The 15,922-nt window shown below is 43.5% G+C and carries 14 protein-coding genes; all 14 read left to right on the forward strand.

Annotated features, from left to right (window positions below; genetic code table 11):
• Positions 1-70 precede the first annotated feature (70 nt).
• Positions 71-634 (forward strand): DUF3793 family protein, encoded by a 564-nt coding sequence (locus tag I2B62_RS08420; RefSeq protein ID WP_195268529.1) that lies wholly within the window; start codon positions 71-73, stop codon positions 632-634.
• 23 nt (positions 635-657) lie between these two features.
• Positions 658-1,086 (forward strand): flavodoxin, encoded by a 429-nt coding sequence (locus I2B62_RS08425; RefSeq protein ID WP_195268530.1) that lies wholly within the window; start codon positions 658-660, stop codon positions 1,084-1,086.
• Between the two features lie 54 nt (positions 1,087-1,140).
• On the forward strand, positions 1,141-1,755 hold the full coding sequence (locus tag I2B62_RS08430; protein ID WP_195268531.1) for an L-2-amino-thiazoline-4-carboxylic acid hydrolase: 615 nt from the start codon (positions 1,141-1,143) through the stop codon (positions 1,753-1,755).
• Positions 1,756-2,442: 687 nt separating this feature from the next.
• A complete protein-coding gene (locus I2B62_RS08435; RefSeq protein ID WP_195268532.1) occupies positions 2,443-3,099 on the forward strand; it encodes a helix-turn-helix domain-containing protein in 657 nt (218 codons plus the stop codon).
• A 36-nt stretch (positions 3,100-3,135) separates the two neighbouring features.
• Complete coding sequence (locus tag I2B62_RS08440; protein ID WP_195268533.1) at positions 3,136-3,792, forward strand: HAD family phosphatase; 657 nt, start codon at positions 3,136-3,138, stop codon at positions 3,790-3,792.
• 119 nt (positions 3,793-3,911) lie between these two features.
• Positions 3,912-4,331 (forward strand): MarR family winged helix-turn-helix transcriptional regulator, encoded by a 420-nt coding sequence (locus tag I2B62_RS08445; protein WP_195268534.1) that lies wholly within the window; start codon positions 3,912-3,914, stop codon positions 4,329-4,331.
• A 35-nt stretch (positions 4,332-4,366) separates the two neighbouring features.
• On the forward strand, positions 4,367-6,754 hold the full coding sequence (lon, locus tag I2B62_RS08450; protein WP_195268535.1) for an endopeptidase La: 2,388 nt from the start codon (positions 4,367-4,369) through the stop codon (positions 6,752-6,754).
• A gap of 162 nt (positions 6,755-6,916) precedes the next feature.
• The gene (locus tag I2B62_RS08455) at positions 6,917-8,032 is read left to right on the forward strand and encodes a 1-propanol dehydrogenase PduQ (protein ID WP_195268536.1); all 1,116 of its coding nucleotides are present in this window, start codon (positions 6,917-6,919) and stop codon (positions 8,030-8,032) included.
• Positions 8,033-8,325: 293 nt separating this feature from the next.
• The gene (locus I2B62_RS08460; protein WP_195268537.1) at positions 8,326-9,330 is read left to right on the forward strand and encodes a PhnD/SsuA/transferrin family substrate-binding protein; all 1,005 of its coding nucleotides are present in this window, start codon (positions 8,326-8,328) and stop codon (positions 9,328-9,330) included.
• Positions 9,302-10,084 (forward strand): ABC transporter permease subunit, encoded by a 783-nt coding sequence (locus I2B62_RS08465; protein WP_195268538.1) that lies wholly within the window; start codon positions 9,302-9,304, stop codon positions 10,082-10,084. The genes I2B62_RS08460 and I2B62_RS08465 overlap by 29 nt, the downstream gene beginning before the upstream one ends.
• Positions 10,074-10,682 (forward strand): ABC transporter ATP-binding protein, encoded by a 609-nt coding sequence (locus tag I2B62_RS08470; protein ID WP_195268539.1) that lies wholly within the window; start codon positions 10,074-10,076, stop codon positions 10,680-10,682. The genes I2B62_RS08465 and I2B62_RS08470 overlap by 11 nt, the downstream gene beginning before the upstream one ends.
• A gap of 56 nt (positions 10,683-10,738) precedes the next feature.
• Positions 10,739-12,628 (forward strand): alpha-amylase family glycosyl hydrolase, encoded by a 1,890-nt coding sequence (locus I2B62_RS08475; RefSeq protein ID WP_195268540.1) that lies wholly within the window; start codon positions 10,739-10,741, stop codon positions 12,626-12,628.
• Positions 12,629-13,201: 573 nt separating this feature from the next.
• Positions 13,202-14,191, forward strand: coding sequence for a ketol-acid reductoisomerase (gene ilvC / locus I2B62_RS08480; RefSeq protein WP_038351264.1), 990 nt, complete (start codon positions 13,202-13,204; stop codon positions 14,189-14,191).
• A 116-nt stretch (positions 14,192-14,307) separates the two neighbouring features.
• Positions 14,308-15,903: a citramalate synthase gene (gene cimA / locus I2B62_RS08485; RefSeq protein ID WP_195268541.1), complete on the forward strand. Its 1,596-nt coding sequence runs from the start codon at positions 14,308-14,310 to the stop codon at positions 15,901-15,903.
• Positions 15,904-15,922 lie beyond the last annotated feature (19 nt).

Consider the following 15,922-nt stretch of genomic DNA (forward strand, 5'->3'; position numbering starts at 1 on the left):
TAGCTAGCTCTAACAATTACTTCGAAGTTAACATGAAACTACTGAACATGTAAAAGGGGAAATAAGACAAATGCTAAATGATTTTGATAAATTACTGGGCTTTCATTGTGCCCCAACCCTAATGGGAATAAAAGAAGCAAACCTTATTTGCTGTGCCAAGAAGCAGTTTGCAGATATTTCGGTTTTACTGTCAGAATATAATGCTTTTATGAATTATAAAGACTTATATCTTGAACCGTTATGGGAAACAGAACGGCGTATATTGATCCTGGTTTATCAAAAGAAAAGGCTTATGAAAAGTCTTAAAGACCCAAAAGTGATAGAATTTTTAAATAAATATGGTTATCAAGAGAAGATGAGCTTTAATGAACTGCTGGACAATCTTAAAAGAAATGTAAGTGCAGCGGGAGATTTTCCACATGAAATTGGCGTTTTTTTAGGATATCCCATAGAAGATGTTGAGGGATTTATTCTCAATAAAGGAAAAAATTGCCAGGCGTGTGGTTGTTGGAAGGTATATTCAGACGTTGAGAACAAATTAAAGCTTTTTGAAAAATATACCAAATGCCGTGATGTAGTTTGCAGCTACATTAATCGCGGAACGTCAATCAGACAATTGTTTCAGACTGGTTGAAAAATGATTAAAGGAGAAAAATAATGGATAAAATTGCAGTTGTTTATTGGAGCGGTACAGGAAATACTGAGTTGATGGCGAATCGCATTGCGGACGGAATTGAAAAGGGCGGAAAAACCGCAGAGACATTTTTTGTAACAGATTTTAGTAAAGATAAAATTGCTGATTATGATCATATTGTCTTTGGATGTCCGTCTATGGGGGCAGAGGTGCTTGAAGAAGGCGACTTTGATCCGTTTTTTACTGATATTGAAGGAAGCTTGAGGGATAAAAAAGTAGCTTTATTTGGCTCTTATGGCTGGGGAGATGGCGAATGGATGAGAGATTGGGAAGACCGTGTCCGTGAGGCCGGTGCAGTGCTTTACGACGAAGGCTTGACGATTCAGGAAACGCCGGATAGTGACGGAGAGGAAGAGTGTGTTGATTTCGGGAAAGGATTTGCACAGTTTTAATTTTACAGGCCGGTAGACTCCGGCCTTTTATCATTTATTTTGAAAGGACATAATATGAGAGCAGCAATCAATAAACAAATGCTATTTAAGAAATGCAGAACATTGTTGTTGGAAATGCTTGGAACAGAAAGAGGCGGCCAGGTTTACAGCACTTTTAAGCTGGGCTATGATGCTTTACTGTTAGAAGAATTACCGGAAAGTGAAAAGGCTGAGCTGCCACAAATGCGGGAGATTGTATTGCGTACCATCGCGCTATACCACGCATTGCTTGAAATAAAGATATCATGGCAGCAGACTGAAGAAATATTGAAAACACTTATGAAGGTGTACGTGGACTTACTTGCCGGGGAATTAGAGAGGTTATCATCTACCCCGTTTTTCTTTGCAAACTATCGAAAAAAAGTGACAACAGAGTACACTCATTATTTTTCTGATAAAAAATGGGATATTGATTTGATTGAAAACACACGCCGTAAGCTGAGCTTTGATATTAAGGCCTGCCTGTTTTTTGATGTCCTAAAAGAGAATAATTGCATTATACTGGCGCCTTTGTTCTGTGAATTTGAAAAAAATATTTTTCAGGGAATGGAGGATAAGGTTGAATTTAGCAGACCGAGTTACAAAGGTCAGGGAGATGATTACTGCGAATTAAGCTTCTATAAGCTTTAAATAAAAAAAGCCTGTCAGAATAGCCTGCAGGCTGTTAAATGAACAATGAATGCTAGCATTCATTAATTCAAGAGAGGTTTGTTGGATGTGTTGGGAAAGGGGCCTGCCTGCCCTTGGCAGACCCCGAAAGAAGGAGTATCATTTCCCGAAACACTTTTGAAGAAATTAATAAGTTAGTCTTAGCAGCTTTCGAAAGTGGATTAAACAATTCATTGGTATTTGAACGAAGTTGATTGTTAAAAGGATTTGTCTTAATAGGAATACATCTCGCATGTTACGGTGAGTGATTATCGCTGTGCTTCGATAATCTTCATCTGATTGGCTGCATTAATCAGAGAGAGTGTGTTGTTGTTCAGTTTAGCTGCTTAAGTTAAGTTAAACTAACTTATGAAATAAGTATACAACAAAGAAAAAGAGCTGTCAAGTATAAAACATAAAAAAATTATTTTTATTTTATTACTAAATGAAATTTCTTCGTATAAACTATTGCTTCCTTTATCAAAGACTGTAACTCTATAGGATTTATACATTTAAATATGAATTAAGTGATCGTCAGAAAAGAACTTAAAAAAGGTTCAAAAGACAAGCTTTTGCTAAGATTAGTTGTTGTTATCGCGAGAATCAAATGGTACAATTACTGTATTGGAAATGATATTCCATTAGTAATTAAAGAAAGCAGGGTGAAGTATGGCCGAAAAATTAACAACTAAAGGGAAAAAGACCCGAGAGAATATAATGAATACTGCAAAAAAGCTGTTTTATGAACGCGGTTATACCAATACAGGGATCCAGGATATTGCTGAAGAGGCCGGTGTTAAGCTTGGCACAATGACTTACTATTTCAAAAAAAAGACAGATTTAGTCGGCGAGATTTACAATACATATTTTATGGGCCTTTATAATTCTATTAGCGAGACATTAGGACAGGAAGCAACCTTATTTACAAAGTATTGTTTTACGTTGATATGCTTTTTTGACGATATTCTTAAGGATTCAAAAAATGCGCGGTTTTATTATGAGATATTGGAAAAAAACGCCAGCCGTAAAGAACGTCTTTATTTAATTAAAACATTTAATCGATCATGTCTTGATTTTTTCAATAAATCTTATGAAAAAGATGATCTGGATGCTTATGCTATTACAAATTATGGCGCGCAAAAAGAAATATACATGGATTATTATGACCGGGAGCTTCCTTTTGACGCACATAAGGTTGTAGAGTATCTGGTACGCAATACATTTCGTATTTTAGCTATTGATAAAGAAACACTCGACAATACGATTGAGCAGGCTTTTCGCTTTTCTGAAAGTGGCCAGCTGTCAGAAATCCGTTTTCTGATTTAAGTATAAAGATAATAAAGTTGTTTTTAAGGAGATGAAATGATCGAGGCAGTCATTTTTGATATGGACGGAGTTATTATTGATTCTGAGACAGATTATCAACAAATTGAACTGGACATGTATGCCGAAATGGGCTTGGACATGTCTGAAGAGGACGCGGTAAAAAGCATGGGCAGAGTAACCGTTGACTGGTGGCGGGAGCTGAAGGAACGGTTTGGTTTTGCGCAGAGCGCGGAGGAGCTTGCAGAATACGAAAACAAGCTTTATCTGGATTTTTTGTTCAGTGATGAACAGCAGAAAACCATGATGGAAGGCGTGGATGTTTTCCTGAAGACCCTGAAGGATAAAGGATATCGTCTGGCGATCGCATCTTCCTCGACAGTTCCCGCGATTAACCGTGTGCTGGAGCTATTTGGTTTGGAGCAGGTGTTTGACGTGAGGGTATCAGGCGATCATGTTGCTATCGGGAAGCCAGCGCCGGATATTTTTTTACGTGCTGCAGAACTATTGAACGTTGAGCCAGAAAAATGTATGGTCATTGAGGACTCGGGCAGCGGTATTCTTGCAGCAAAACGGGCCGGGATGAAATGTACGGCGTATCTTAGTGCGCCGGACGGGCAGGTTGACTACCGGCTGGCAGATTATCAAGTCGCGCATTTTGACCGCTTTTTTGAAACCGTAACGGTTATGGATTAACTTAATTAAAACTTTAGGTACAGAAGCCCTGTCTTGACACCTCGTCGGGATAGGGCTATAATTATGTCTGTAAAGTTAGGTTAATGCTAACTAATTAATCTTGGTAAAAGGTGGACAAAATGACATGTAAAAGACATGAGCTCTATCAAGCATACATGAAGCTTTTAGAAGTAGGAAGCCAGTGTAGTGAGACCATCAGCCACGAGTGTCAGGCGAAAGCATTGACCCGTAAGCAGGTTTATTATTTACGGATCATTGATGAAAATAATGATATGACCTTTAGTAAACTGGCTGATTTTACATCAAATTCCAAGCCAACCATAACAGAAGTGATCAATAAGTTTATTTCCTGGGATTGTGTTTACAAAGAAAAATCGGATAAAGATAGAAGGGTGTGCTATATCCACCTGACACCTAAAGGAAAACGCATTGCTCGGGCAGAGGAAATGACGCAGCTTCGTCTGATTGAACGGATTGAAGCTTGTCTGGATGAGTCGGAAATTAATACGCTTATCAACCTGTTGAATAAACTAAATTGAGATGATGGTTTTAAATAAAACTGAGGAGGACATTTATGAATTTAGAAATGAAGCATACAGCAATCATTCCCATTACTGAGACGGTTATCTATCCTGGTGTAGCAAGCCGTATTTTTGTAAATGAGGTGATTGGCCAGAATATAAAAAAATTGATCGTTCGGAATGACACGTTAGCTGTCGGTGTAACGACAAAAGATTATCATGCATACGACCTTCTGACGGGAGAATCTTTTTATTCCGTTGGAGTGCTTATGAATTTTGACAACATTCAGCGGGCAGACAACGGCTATATTATTGATATTAATACGTTGGGAAGGGTTCGTATCAGCAATATCGTCAATGACGGTGAGGGCCTCGTAGGCGATTACTATGAGCTTGAGGATATTCACGATCTGGATGAAACCGAACAGACGGAAATGATTGAATATATCAAGGGGATCATGGGAGACATCGGCCGTAATTTCAAAGGAGCAGATTATTTTGTCAAGCTGCTTGAGGGATTTCATTCGATTGAAGAGGTAATCGGCTATACGGTTCCTATGATGGGAATTCCGATTTCCAGCAAACAGGAGCTTTTGGAGATTGATTCAGAAAAAGAGCGGGCGCTTAAGTTTATTGATTATGTTATCCGTGAAAAAGATTCTGTTCATCTCCAGCTGGAGATCAGCAAAAAATACTCTAAACAAAAGGATAAAGCTTATCGTGAAGCCATGCTTAGAGAGCAGCTGAAAAATATTCGGGCAGAGCTGGGTGAGATGGATATTGAAGAGGAAGAAGATGCGGACTACAGAAAACGCATTGAAGAGTCCGATATGCCTGAAAAAGTCCGGAAAGTGGCCATGAAAGAGCTTAAAAAGCTGGAGGCTGCTGCCCAGGGAAGTGCTGAGATCAACGTCATCCAGAATTATCTGGATCTGCTGCTGGAACTGCCATGGCACAGCGAAATTAAGGAAATTGATATTGATAAAGCCAGAAAAGTGCTTGATTCGCACCATTATGGTATCGACGATGTAAAAAAACGTATAATCGAGCATTTAGCAGTTATGAAGCTGAAGGAAGATAAACAGGGTTCTATTCTCCTGTTAGCGGGACCTCCGGGAACAGGCAAGACAAGCCTCGGCAAGAGCATTGCCGAAGCGTTGGACCGTGAATATGTACGTGTCAGCCTTGGCGGCGTCCGGGATGAATCCGAAATCCGCGGCCATCGCCGAACCTATGTTGGCGCGCTGCCGGGCCGCGTTATTAAGGGAATCAACGACGCCGGGACCATGAATCCGGTTTTCATCCTTGACGAAATTGATAAGCTGGGAATTTCAAATCAGGGTGACCCATCAGCGGCACTTTTGGAAGTTTTAGATCCAGAACAGAACAACACCTTTGCGGACCACTATCTGGAGGTTCCTTATGATTTATCAGACGTCTTCTTCATTGCGACCGCTAATGATTTAAGCACCATTCCGGCACCGCTTTTAGACAGAGCTGAAATCATCGAGCTTTCAAGCTATACAAACCGTGAAAAACTGCACATTGCCAAGGATCATCTGATTCCGAAAGTATTAGACGACCATGGTCTTAGCGCAAGTCAGCTGACTATCAGCGATGAAGCGCTGCTCCAGATCATTGAAGACTATACCGCAGAAGCGGGCGTCCGAGGACTGACCAAGCAACTGGCAAAAATTGCCCGTGTGGCAACGGAACGGATTGTTTCCGGAACCTGCGAGGAGCTGGCAGTCACAAAAGACAATTTACGAGAAGTTCTTGGCAATAAAACAAGACGGCACGAAAAGGCTGGTGAAAACAATAAACCAGGGGTCGTAACCGGTATGGCATGGACAGCTGTTGGCGGCGAAATCCTTTTTACCGAAGCCACTATTATGCCAGGGAACGGCAAATTGACCTTAACGGGACAGCTGGGTGATGTTATGAAGGAAAGTGCGACCATTGCCATGAGCCTGATCCGCTCCCGTCTTGGCGGCGAAGACACTGGGTTCAACTATTTTTCCTATGACACACATATCCACGTGCCTTCAGGCGCGACACCAAAGGATGGACCGAGTGCCGGCGTAACATTAACAACCGCCCTGGCATCTCTGGTGCTTGGGAAGCCAGTAGACAGCAAGCTGTCCATGACTGGTGAAATTACCCTGAGCGGTCAGGTGCTGCCAGTTGGTGGAATTAAGGAAAAGGTTATTGCGGCCCATCGAAGCGGTATTGAAAAAGTGCTGCTGCCAAAAGAAAATCAAAAAGATATCGAGGATATTCCTGAAGAAGTGCGAAATGAATTAACTTTCGTCTTTGTTGACACCATAGAGGATGTGCTGAAAGAAGCCCTTGGTGTTGATTTGCCGGAATGCGATTTGAAATTTGACGTTTTGCTGAACAAACCGGAAGAGAAGGATCATACGCCTTCGATGATTCTGTAAGAACGAACTGGACCAGGGCTCAGGCCTTGGTCCTTTTTTAATGATGAAATTTTATATGATGTTGACGGGATTTTTCCTTCTAAAAGATGAGGTGAAAGGTTAAAATAGACCAATATTCTATCTGGAAGCTTTACGTTAATGAATAAATACCAGGAGGCTAACATGGAAGTTTTTGAACTAAACACAAAGGTCATCAGTGGTGTTGACTGCCTTGAATATTTTAACCAATACAAAAAACAAGGGATTTTCATTGTCTGTGACAAATTTCTGGCAGAAAATCAGTCGATAATTAAGATTTTGAAAGAGATAGATGATTCAAATAAAGTTGAATTGTTTACCGATGTTGTGCCAGATCCACCGCTCGAAGAGGTCGCGGCTGGTATGAAACGGCTCATGGCCAGCAGCTTTGATGTAATTGTGGCGTTTGGCGGCGGATCGGCCATTGATGCGGCAAAAGCCATCCTGTTCTTTACTGCCAGGCAAACAGGCAAGGTTTTTGAATTTATTGCAATCCCAACCACGAGCGGCACCGGTTCTGACGCGACAGCCGCCACGGTTATTACCGATTTACAGGCAAAAGTAAAGCATCTTTTTGCAGACCCAATGATGCTGCCGGCTGTGGCGCTTTTAAACCCGGATTTCACAAGAAGCGTGCCCAAACCAATCGTAGCCAATACAGGTATCGATGTAATGACACATGCGCTGGAGGCCTACGTTGCCCAGGGAAGAGATAATTTCTCGGATTGCTTTGCGGAAAAATCAGTTCAGATCATCACACAGTCGTTGTTAATCACGTACAATGATCCAGATAATACCTATCACCGTGAACAGATGCAGGTAGCTTCAACCATGGCTGGTATGGCATTTAACAAGGCTGGACTCGGTATTAACCACGGTATTGCCCATAATCTGGGCGGTATGTTTCATATTCCACATGGGCTGGCCAATGCAATTTTGCTGCCGCATGTCGTTGCCTTTAACAGCCGTGATGAGCAATGCCTAAGCCGTTATGCCCAACTGGCAAAGGTTACGGGGATCGCGTTGTTTACAGATACGGCCCGAATCGCTGTGGATAAGCTTATCGCCTATATCCGGGATATTATGGAGAAAATGGCGATGCCAACCTCTCTGATTGCCTGGGGGATGGACCGGAATGAATTTGAGTCCGGAAAACGACAGTTAGCTGAGAATGCACTGGTCGATACCTGTACCCAGACAACCCCGCTTATGCCCACGGTCGATGAAGTGCTGGAAATTCTTAATAATATCTCTAAATAAATTATGACACGCACAAGCCGGGCTTTAAACGCCCGGTTTTTTGTGCTCTGACAGCAGAAAACAGAAAAAAAGAAAAACTGTAATCCTTGCCAGAATGTCGGGGCTGTGCTATACTAAAAACGATGGAATACCCTAACAGAGAAGGTGTAGCAGCCTGATTTGAAAGGAAGATGAAATCAAAAAAACACATGCTGTGCATGGGTTCCTTTTAGGTTGCATACTTCCTGCCTTGGCTGGAAGTTTTTTTGATTTAATGGGTATACATTCAAAATAACGTTTAAAGGAGTTTTGAAATGAAGAAGAAAAAATGGCTTGCGGTTGTCGGATGCTTTCTGGCAGTGGTTTTAATGAGTGCTGGCTGCTCAACCAAACAGGTTGAGGAAGAGCCAAAGCCCGAACCACAAACGGTAAAAATCGCAGCATTATCCGGCCCGACCGGAATGGGAATGGCGGAGATGATCGCCGAAGGTGTGCAGCTGGGTGAACAGGTGAATCCTGAATGGACTATTGCGACAGCGCCCGACCAGGTTACAGCCGGGATTATCAACGGTGACTACCAGATCGCAGCGGTGCCAACCAATCTGGCGGCGACGCTCTACAACAAAACAGAAGGTAAGGTCATACTAGGCGCTGTTAACACTTTGGGAACTTTATCCATTGTGGCGGATCAAAATGAAAATATCAGCTCGATAGCTGATCTTAGGGGTAAAACTCTTTATGCAACCGGACAGGGCTCTACGCCTGAGTATGTCCTGAATTATCTACTGGACAAAAATGGTTTGACACCGGGGAGTGATGTAACCATTGAATGGTTCGGTGAACACAGTGAAGCCGCCGCTAAGCTTGCGTCGGGAGAAGGATCCATTGCCATGCTGCCACAGCCCTTTGCCACAGCAACGCTTGCCAAAAACCAGAACCTCAAGATTGCTGTTGATATGACGGACGCGTGGGAAAAAGCAACGGATGGAACAAAACTGGAGATGGGCTGCGTGGTTGTGAACAGGGAATGGGCTGAAAAGAACCCAACCGTTGTTAGAAAGTTTATGGAAGCATACAAAACTTCGGTTGAGACCATTAATGTTGCCGACGAGCGGGCCGCAAACGACGTTGTAGAAGCCGGAATTATGGATAATCAGCAAATGGCTCAGAAAGCCATCCCGAATTGCAGCATTGTCTTTATTACGCCGTCTGACGCAAAAAGCGACCTGCAAAAATACTTTGACGTTTTGGTTTCTTTTGAACCAAAATCGGTAGGAGGAAAGGTACCGGGTGAAGATTTTTACGGGCTCACATATTAAAAAAGTACCGCCAGGGGTTTTGAAGCTCCTGGCAATCCTTTTTTGGATTGGAATCTGGCAGCTTGGGGCCAGCATGGTGGGAAACAGCCTTGTTCTGCCGTCGCCGTGGGTAACGCTTGCCGGTGTGGCGGCGGTGGTTGGCGAGAATGGATTTTTCAAGGACCTCGGGATGACACTGGTCCGGGTTTTTGGAGGCATTGCCATATCTGTGGCGCTTGGTATGGCAGTGGGGATGCTCAGCGGGCTTAATCGCGTTCTCTATGAGCTGATGCTTCCTTTTGTTACAGTTGTGCGGACTCTGCCGGTCGTATCGGTCAGTATCTTGATTAACCTTTGGATTCAGTCGGGCTGGGTGCCGCTGATGGTCACTTTTTTAGTTTGCTTTCCGATTACCTGGACAAACGTGGTGGAGGGCATCCAGAATACCAGCAGCAATCTGCTGGAGATGGCCGCGCTCTACCATGTGCCCTTTAACCGGGTTCTTAAAGATATTTATCTGCCAACGTTAAAGCCTTATTTTGCATCTGCATTAATGAATGTTATCGGGATGGGCTGGCGTTCGACAGTTACCTCTGAGGTTTTAGCCAATGCGCTCCCGTCGGTTGGAATGAATTTGTACTACGCTAAGGTATATCTGGAGACAGAAACGCTGTTTTCCTGGACTTTAATTGTGGTAATCTGCAGCTTTACGCTTGAAAAGCTGACGGTTTGGTTTTTGAGAAAAATAAAGGCCGGTGATGACTATGGATATTAAGATAAAAAGTTTGGAAAAAGCTTATGGAAATGAAGTGATTTATCACGATTTCAGCATTGTTTTTCCTGAGAATAAGATCACCGGTATTATGGGGCCATCCGGCAGTGGGAAAACGACACTTTTAAATCTGCTGGCTGGTGTCACAGCACCGGACAGTGGTATGATTGAAGGGGTGGAGGACGGAAAAATTTCCTATATTTTTCAGGAGGACCGTCTCCTGCCCTGGCGAACAGTAAAGCAAAATCTGCTTTTTGTTCTGGACAAAGAAAAGGAGGCTGTAGTGGCGTCAATCCTTGAGATGGTAGGACTGGCGGACTACGCTGATTATTATCCCAAGGCTCTGAGCGGCGGCATGCGGCAGCGTGTTTCCATTGCCAGGGCTTTTTGTTATCCTTCGACTCTGCTGCTGATGGATGAGCCTTTCAGCAGTTTGGATTTTGAACTTAAGGACCGCCTGACTGAAGATTTCAAGCGCCTTTGGCAGCTCGACCCTAAAACAGTTATCTATGTAAGCCACAACCGGGATGAGCTCACAAAGATTTGCGATTCGATCTACAGGCTAAAAGAAAAACCTGTGAAGCTTGAGAAAATTACATAATATCAAAGGGAAAAGTGTTATAATTAAAAGAAAACAGGATTAACAGGAGGATCACTATGGATTTTGGCGATTATAATGTATATCATATTTTTACAATGGGCTTTGCCGGTGCAGAGGAATATCAGGATCAGTGCGCACAGACCGAGCACCGTCTGGGAAAAATTGAGAACCTCCTGGGGTATTTGAAAAAACTGGGTATGAATACCATCTTGCTTGGCCCTTTGTTCAGTTCGGTATCTCACGGATATGATACAACGGATTACTATACTGTTGACAGACGTTTAGGAACAAACGGGGATTTAACGACGCTTGTGGAGAGACTGCACAATAATGGTTTTAAGGTGGTGCTGGACTGTGTGTTTAATCATGTTGGAAGAGATTTTTTCGCCTTTCAGGATATGAAGCAAAATCGGGAAAATTCGCGCTATAAGGACTGGTTTCTGGGTGTTAACTTTTGGGGAAACAACAGCTTTAATGATGGCCTCAGCTATGAGAACTGGGCCGGTCATGACAATCTTGTCAAGCTGAACCTTTATAATCCTGAGGTAAAGGACTATTTGAAAGAGGTTATGCATTTTTGGATCGACACCTTCCATATTGACGGTGCCCGAATGGATGCCGCCAATGTCATGAACACTGAATTTTTAAGAGAGCTCAGTGATTATTCCAAAAGTTTAAAGCAGGATTTTTGGTTTGTGGGCGAGAGTGTCCATGGTGATTACAATGTGCTGGTGCAGCAGGGCCATCTGGACTCTGTCACCAATTATGAGGATTATAAAGGGCTTTATTCCAGTCTTAACACAAAAAACTATTTTGAGATTTCATTTTCGCTGAACCGTCTTTTTGGAGATTACGGTATTTATAAAAATTTCTATACCTTTAATTTTGTAGATAACCATGATGTAGACAGGGTCGCATCGACCCTGTCCTGTGAAGCGTGGCTGTATCCACTCTACCTTATGCTTTATACGATGCCAGGTATCCCCTCCATTTATTATGGGAGTGAACAGGGAGCTAAGGGCATGAAGGGCAATGGGACAGACGCGCCGCTCAGGCCAAGCTACGAAAGCATGCATTTTGACGAGCATTGTGATCTATATCAGAAAATCTGCCGTATGGCAGCGGTGCGAAAGGCATCGAGGGCGCTGCGCTACGGCGATTATAAAGAGCTGTTTGTAAAGTCACAGCAGATGGGGTTTGTAAGAAGCTTTGAAAATGAACGGGTTTACGTGTTGTTTAACAGTGAGGAAGCGCCTGTCAGCGTCGAACACAATGAGCTGAGAGGAAAATTTAGAGATCTGTATCACGACGAAATTGTGGAATGTGACGGTTATGTAGAAATCCCCGGAGTTTCTGGCCGTGTTTTGGCCGATGCGGGCTGTGGCCTTGTCATTGAGGAAGCTGTGGAACAGCTGGCGGATAAGATTTTGCAGGAAACAGAAGCAGAGAGTACCAGCGGAGTGGCGGAATATGACCAGAACGCGAAGAAGCCCGAAGGGCTGACAATGCAGGATATTATGGCAAAAGCCATAGAAGAGGCTGAGAAGGGCATTACAGAGGGCGAGGTTCCTGTCGGCGCGGTTATGATGCGGGAGGGGGCGATTATCGCAGCCGCTCATAACCAGAAGGAAACCCTGCAGGATCCAACTGCCCATGCCGAAATGCTGGTAATCCGTGCTGCCGCCCAGAAGCTTGGGCGCTGGCGGCTGGATGACTGCGAGCTCTATGTCACAGCAGAACCGTGCCCCATGTGTATGGGGGCGGTGATCCAGAGCAGAATCAGGAAACTGGTTTATGGAACATGGGAGACCCGATTCGGCGGGGTTGAGACCACAGTCGAGCTTGGAAAGCACCCCATGCTCTCAAATGCAACTGAAATCTATTCCGGCATCTGTGAAGAAAAATGCCAGGAGCTGTTGGAGCGGTTTTTTCAAAATAACCGGTAAATGAATTAAAGCATTGCAGAGTGGATGCGGGCAAATCAAATCCATTCTGTGGTGCTTTTAAGATTTAGGACTCTAAAGTGTCAAAATAAAAATAATTTGACAGGGGTAAGCGGTTTCAGGCTGTTAAAATTAAAACAAGTAAAAATAAGTGTTGACAAAGGTTTTAGAAACAGATATAATCTTTTCAACATCAAAAATATCTAACAGCTATGACCAAGAGAAAGATACCGTAGGTCTTTATTTCAGAGAGTTGGCGAATGGTGTGATGCCGACAATAAAGGGGTATGTAATACTCACTTGCGAGCTGCTGACCTGAAAGTTTACCAAACTAGTAGGGGAAGCCGTTATCCTAACATTTAGGAGTGTCAGCGTTAAATGACTAGGGTTAAGAAAAGCGATGCGCAATTCCGACCTGAGGAGGAAACGGCCGTGAGGCTGTTTTAAAGAAGAGTGGTACCGTGGATATGTATATATTATCCGCCTCTTTTTATACAATGACAGAATTGTATACAAGAGGCGGTTTTTTTATATAAAAAATTATTTTTAAGAGTTTTATTAGGAGGAACTAAAAAAATGGCAACATTATTTTATGACAAAGATTGTAATTTAGGTTTATTAGATGGTAAGAAAGTAGCTGTTATTGGCTATGGCAGCCAGGGCCATGCCCATGCTTTAAATATGAAGGAATCCGGAGTGGACGTACGCATCGGTTTATATGAAGGCAGTAAATCCTGGCCAAAGGCAGAAGCAGCAGGCTTGACAGTCAAAACAGTTGCCGAAGCTGTAAAAGAATCGGATGTTATCATGGTATTACTTCCAGATGAAAAACAGGCGCAGATTTATGCAACCGAAATTGAACCGAATCTGGAAGATGGCAACTATCTGGCGTTTGCTCATGGTTTTAACATCCATTTCAAACAGATTGTTCCACCGGCAGGCGTAAATGTATTTATGATTGCTCCAAAGGCTCCTGGCCATACTGTAAGAAGCCAGTTTGAAAAGGGCGAAGGTGTTCCAATGCTGATTGCCGTTGAGCAGGATCCATCTGGCAATACACACGATATTGGCTTAGCTTACGCAAAGGCCATCGGCGGAGCAAGATCCGGCATTTTGGAAACCAGCTTCCGTGAAGAAACCGAAACGGACTTATTCGGTGAACAGGCTGTTTTATGCGGTGGTGTGACCGCTTTAATGAAAGCAGGCTTTGAAGTATTGGTAGAAGCCGGCTACGAACCGGAAAGCGCTTACTTTGAATGTATCAATGAAATGAAACTGATCGTTGACCTGATCTTCAAGGGCGGCTTCTCCATGATGCGTTACTCCATCTCTGATACAGCTGAGTATGGCGACTATGTAACAGGATCAAAGATTATCACCGAAGATACCAAAGAAGCCATGCGAGAAGTGTTAAGAGATATTCAGGAAGGTACTTTTGCTAAAAACTGGTTACTTGAAAATAAATGCGGCAGACCATATTTCAACGCTAAGAGACGCATCGAATCTGAACAGCAGCTTGAAAAGGTTGGTGCGGAATTAAGAAAAATGATGACCTGGGCTGACTGATTGTCCAGTTAACGCTTATTCACCAAGAAGGCAGAAGGTTATCCTTTTGCCTTCTTTCATAAAATAAACCAATTGCTAAAGTCCCTTCATGATGGAGTGTAGAAAGAGGAAGAACAATGTCCGAAAAAATAATTTTATTCGATTCTACCCTTAGGGATGGAGCCCAGGCAGAAGGAATATCTTTTTCTGTAGAGGATAAAATCCGGGTACTGGAAACGCTGGACCGGGTAGGGATTGATATCATCGAAGCGGGAAATCCCGGATCAAATCCGAAGGATATCGATTTTTTTGAGCGCGTAAAGGATATCGAGCTGAAGCATTCAAAGCTTTGCGCATTTGGCAGCACGAGAAGAAGCAGCATTGATGTGGAAGACGATACAAACCTGCAGGCGATTATCCAGGCAGATACGCCGGCGGTTGCCATTTTTGGCAAAGCATGGCCCTTTCATATTACAGAAATCATCAAAACAACCCTGGATGAAAATCTTGCAATGGTTGAGGATACAATGGTTTTTCTAAAAGCCAACGGTAAGGCTGTAACCTTTGACGCAGAGCATTTTTTCGATGGCTATAAAATGGACCCGGTTTATGCCATTGAAGTTTTAAAAGCAGCGCAGCGCGGTGGAGCGGAATGTGTCGCACTCTGCGATACCAACGGCGGAACCCTCCCCATGGAAATCATGGAGATCGTAAAGCATGTCGTCAGTGAGGTGGACATAGCGGTTGGCATTCACTGCCATAATGACAGTGGTCTGGGCGTGGCAAACAGTATTATGGCGGTACAGGCCGGAGCAAGACAGGTGCAGGGAACCTTTTTAGGCTATGGAGAACGGTGTGGAAACGCCAATCTCTCCTCGATTATTCCAAATCTTCAGCTAAAGCTGGGTTATGACTGTCTGAGTCTAGAGTCTATGGAAAAGCTGACCAGCTCGGCCATTCGCATAGCGGAAATTTCGAATTATGTTTTATCCGGAAGAGAGCCCTTTGTGGGCAAAAGCGCTTTTGCCCACAAAGGTGGCATGCATATTGACGCAGTACTTAAAGCGCCAACCTCTTTTGAACATATTCCGCCGGAATCTGTCGGGAACCAGCGACGCATTCTCATGTCCGAGGTTGCCGGGCGCAGTACCATTATCCAGCTGATCAATGAGATTGATCCGAACCTGACAAAAAAATCAGAGGAAACCACGCGGGTGATGGATAAAATCAAAGAGCTCGAATACCAGGGCTATCAGTTTGAAGGCGCCGAAAGCAGCATCAAGCTTTTGATCCGTAAAGAGCTCGGGAAATACCGTCCGTTTTTTCAGATTGAAGACTTTAAAACCATTGGTGAAAAACCCGTCGAGGGCCGCGCTCTCAGCGCATCCGCCGTTGTAAAGGTCAATGTCGAAGGACAGTCCGAGATCAACGCTGCAGAAGGTGACGGTCCTGTAAATGCTTTGGATAAAGCGCTCAGAAAAGCTCTGGAGGTCTTTTACCCCAAGATTAAAGAGGTTCGCCTGACAGACTTTAAGGTCCGCGTGATTGATAAAGGCGCGACGGCTTCTAAGGTCCGGGTGTTAATTGAAAGTACCGACGGTGAGGATATCTGGACCAACGTGGGTGTTTCCACCGACGTGATTGAGGCCAGCCTTATCGCGTTAATCGATTCGATTGAGTATAAGCTTCTCAACGATATGGAAAGAAAATTGAAAGAGTTTAAATTTATATAAAACGAAGAAGGAGTGTGAT

The organism is Eubacterium sp. 1001713B170207_170306_E7 (assembly GCF_015547515.1).
GTDB lineage: Bacteria > Bacillota > Clostridia > Eubacteriales > Eubacteriaceae > Eubacterium.

Excerpts from the sequence above, each read along its gene's own strand:
- I2B62_RS08420 (WP_195268529.1), top strand. The coding sequence starts at position 71 with ATGCTAAATGATTTTGATAAATTACTGGGCTTTCATTGTGCCCCAACC.
- I2B62_RS08425 (WP_195268530.1), top strand. The coding sequence starts at position 658 with ATGGATAAAATTGCAGTTGTTTATTGGAGCGGTACAGGAAATACTGAG.
- I2B62_RS08430 (WP_195268531.1), top strand. The coding sequence starts at position 1,141 with ATGAGAGCAGCAATCAATAAACAAATGCTATTTAAGAAATGCAGAACA.
- I2B62_RS08435 (WP_195268532.1), top strand. The coding sequence starts at position 2,443 with ATGGCCGAAAAATTAACAACTAAAGGGAAAAAGACCCGAGAGAATATA.
- I2B62_RS08440 (WP_195268533.1), top strand. The coding sequence starts at position 3,136 with ATGATCGAGGCAGTCATTTTTGATATGGACGGAGTTATTATTGATTCT.
- I2B62_RS08445 (WP_195268534.1), top strand. The coding sequence starts at position 3,912 with ATGACATGTAAAAGACATGAGCTCTATCAAGCATACATGAAGCTTTTA.
- lon (WP_195268535.1), top strand. The coding sequence starts at position 4,367 with ATGAATTTAGAAATGAAGCATACAGCAATCATTCCCATTACTGAGACG.
- I2B62_RS08455 (WP_195268536.1), top strand. The coding sequence starts at position 6,917 with ATGGAAGTTTTTGAACTAAACACAAAGGTCATCAGTGGTGTTGACTGC.
- I2B62_RS08460 (WP_195268537.1), top strand. The coding sequence starts at position 8,326 with ATGAAGAAGAAAAAATGGCTTGCGGTTGTCGGATGCTTTCTGGCAGTG.
- I2B62_RS08470 (WP_195268539.1), top strand. The coding sequence starts at position 10,074 with ATGGATATTAAGATAAAAAGTTTGGAAAAAGCTTATGGAAATGAAGTG.
- I2B62_RS08475 (WP_195268540.1), top strand. The coding sequence starts at position 10,739 with ATGGATTTTGGCGATTATAATGTATATCATATTTTTACAATGGGCTTT.
- ilvC (WP_038351264.1), top strand. The coding sequence starts at position 13,202 with ATGGCAACATTATTTTATGACAAAGATTGTAATTTAGGTTTATTAGAT.
- cimA (WP_195268541.1), top strand. The coding sequence starts at position 14,308 with ATGTCCGAAAAAATAATTTTATTCGATTCTACCCTTAGGGATGGAGCC.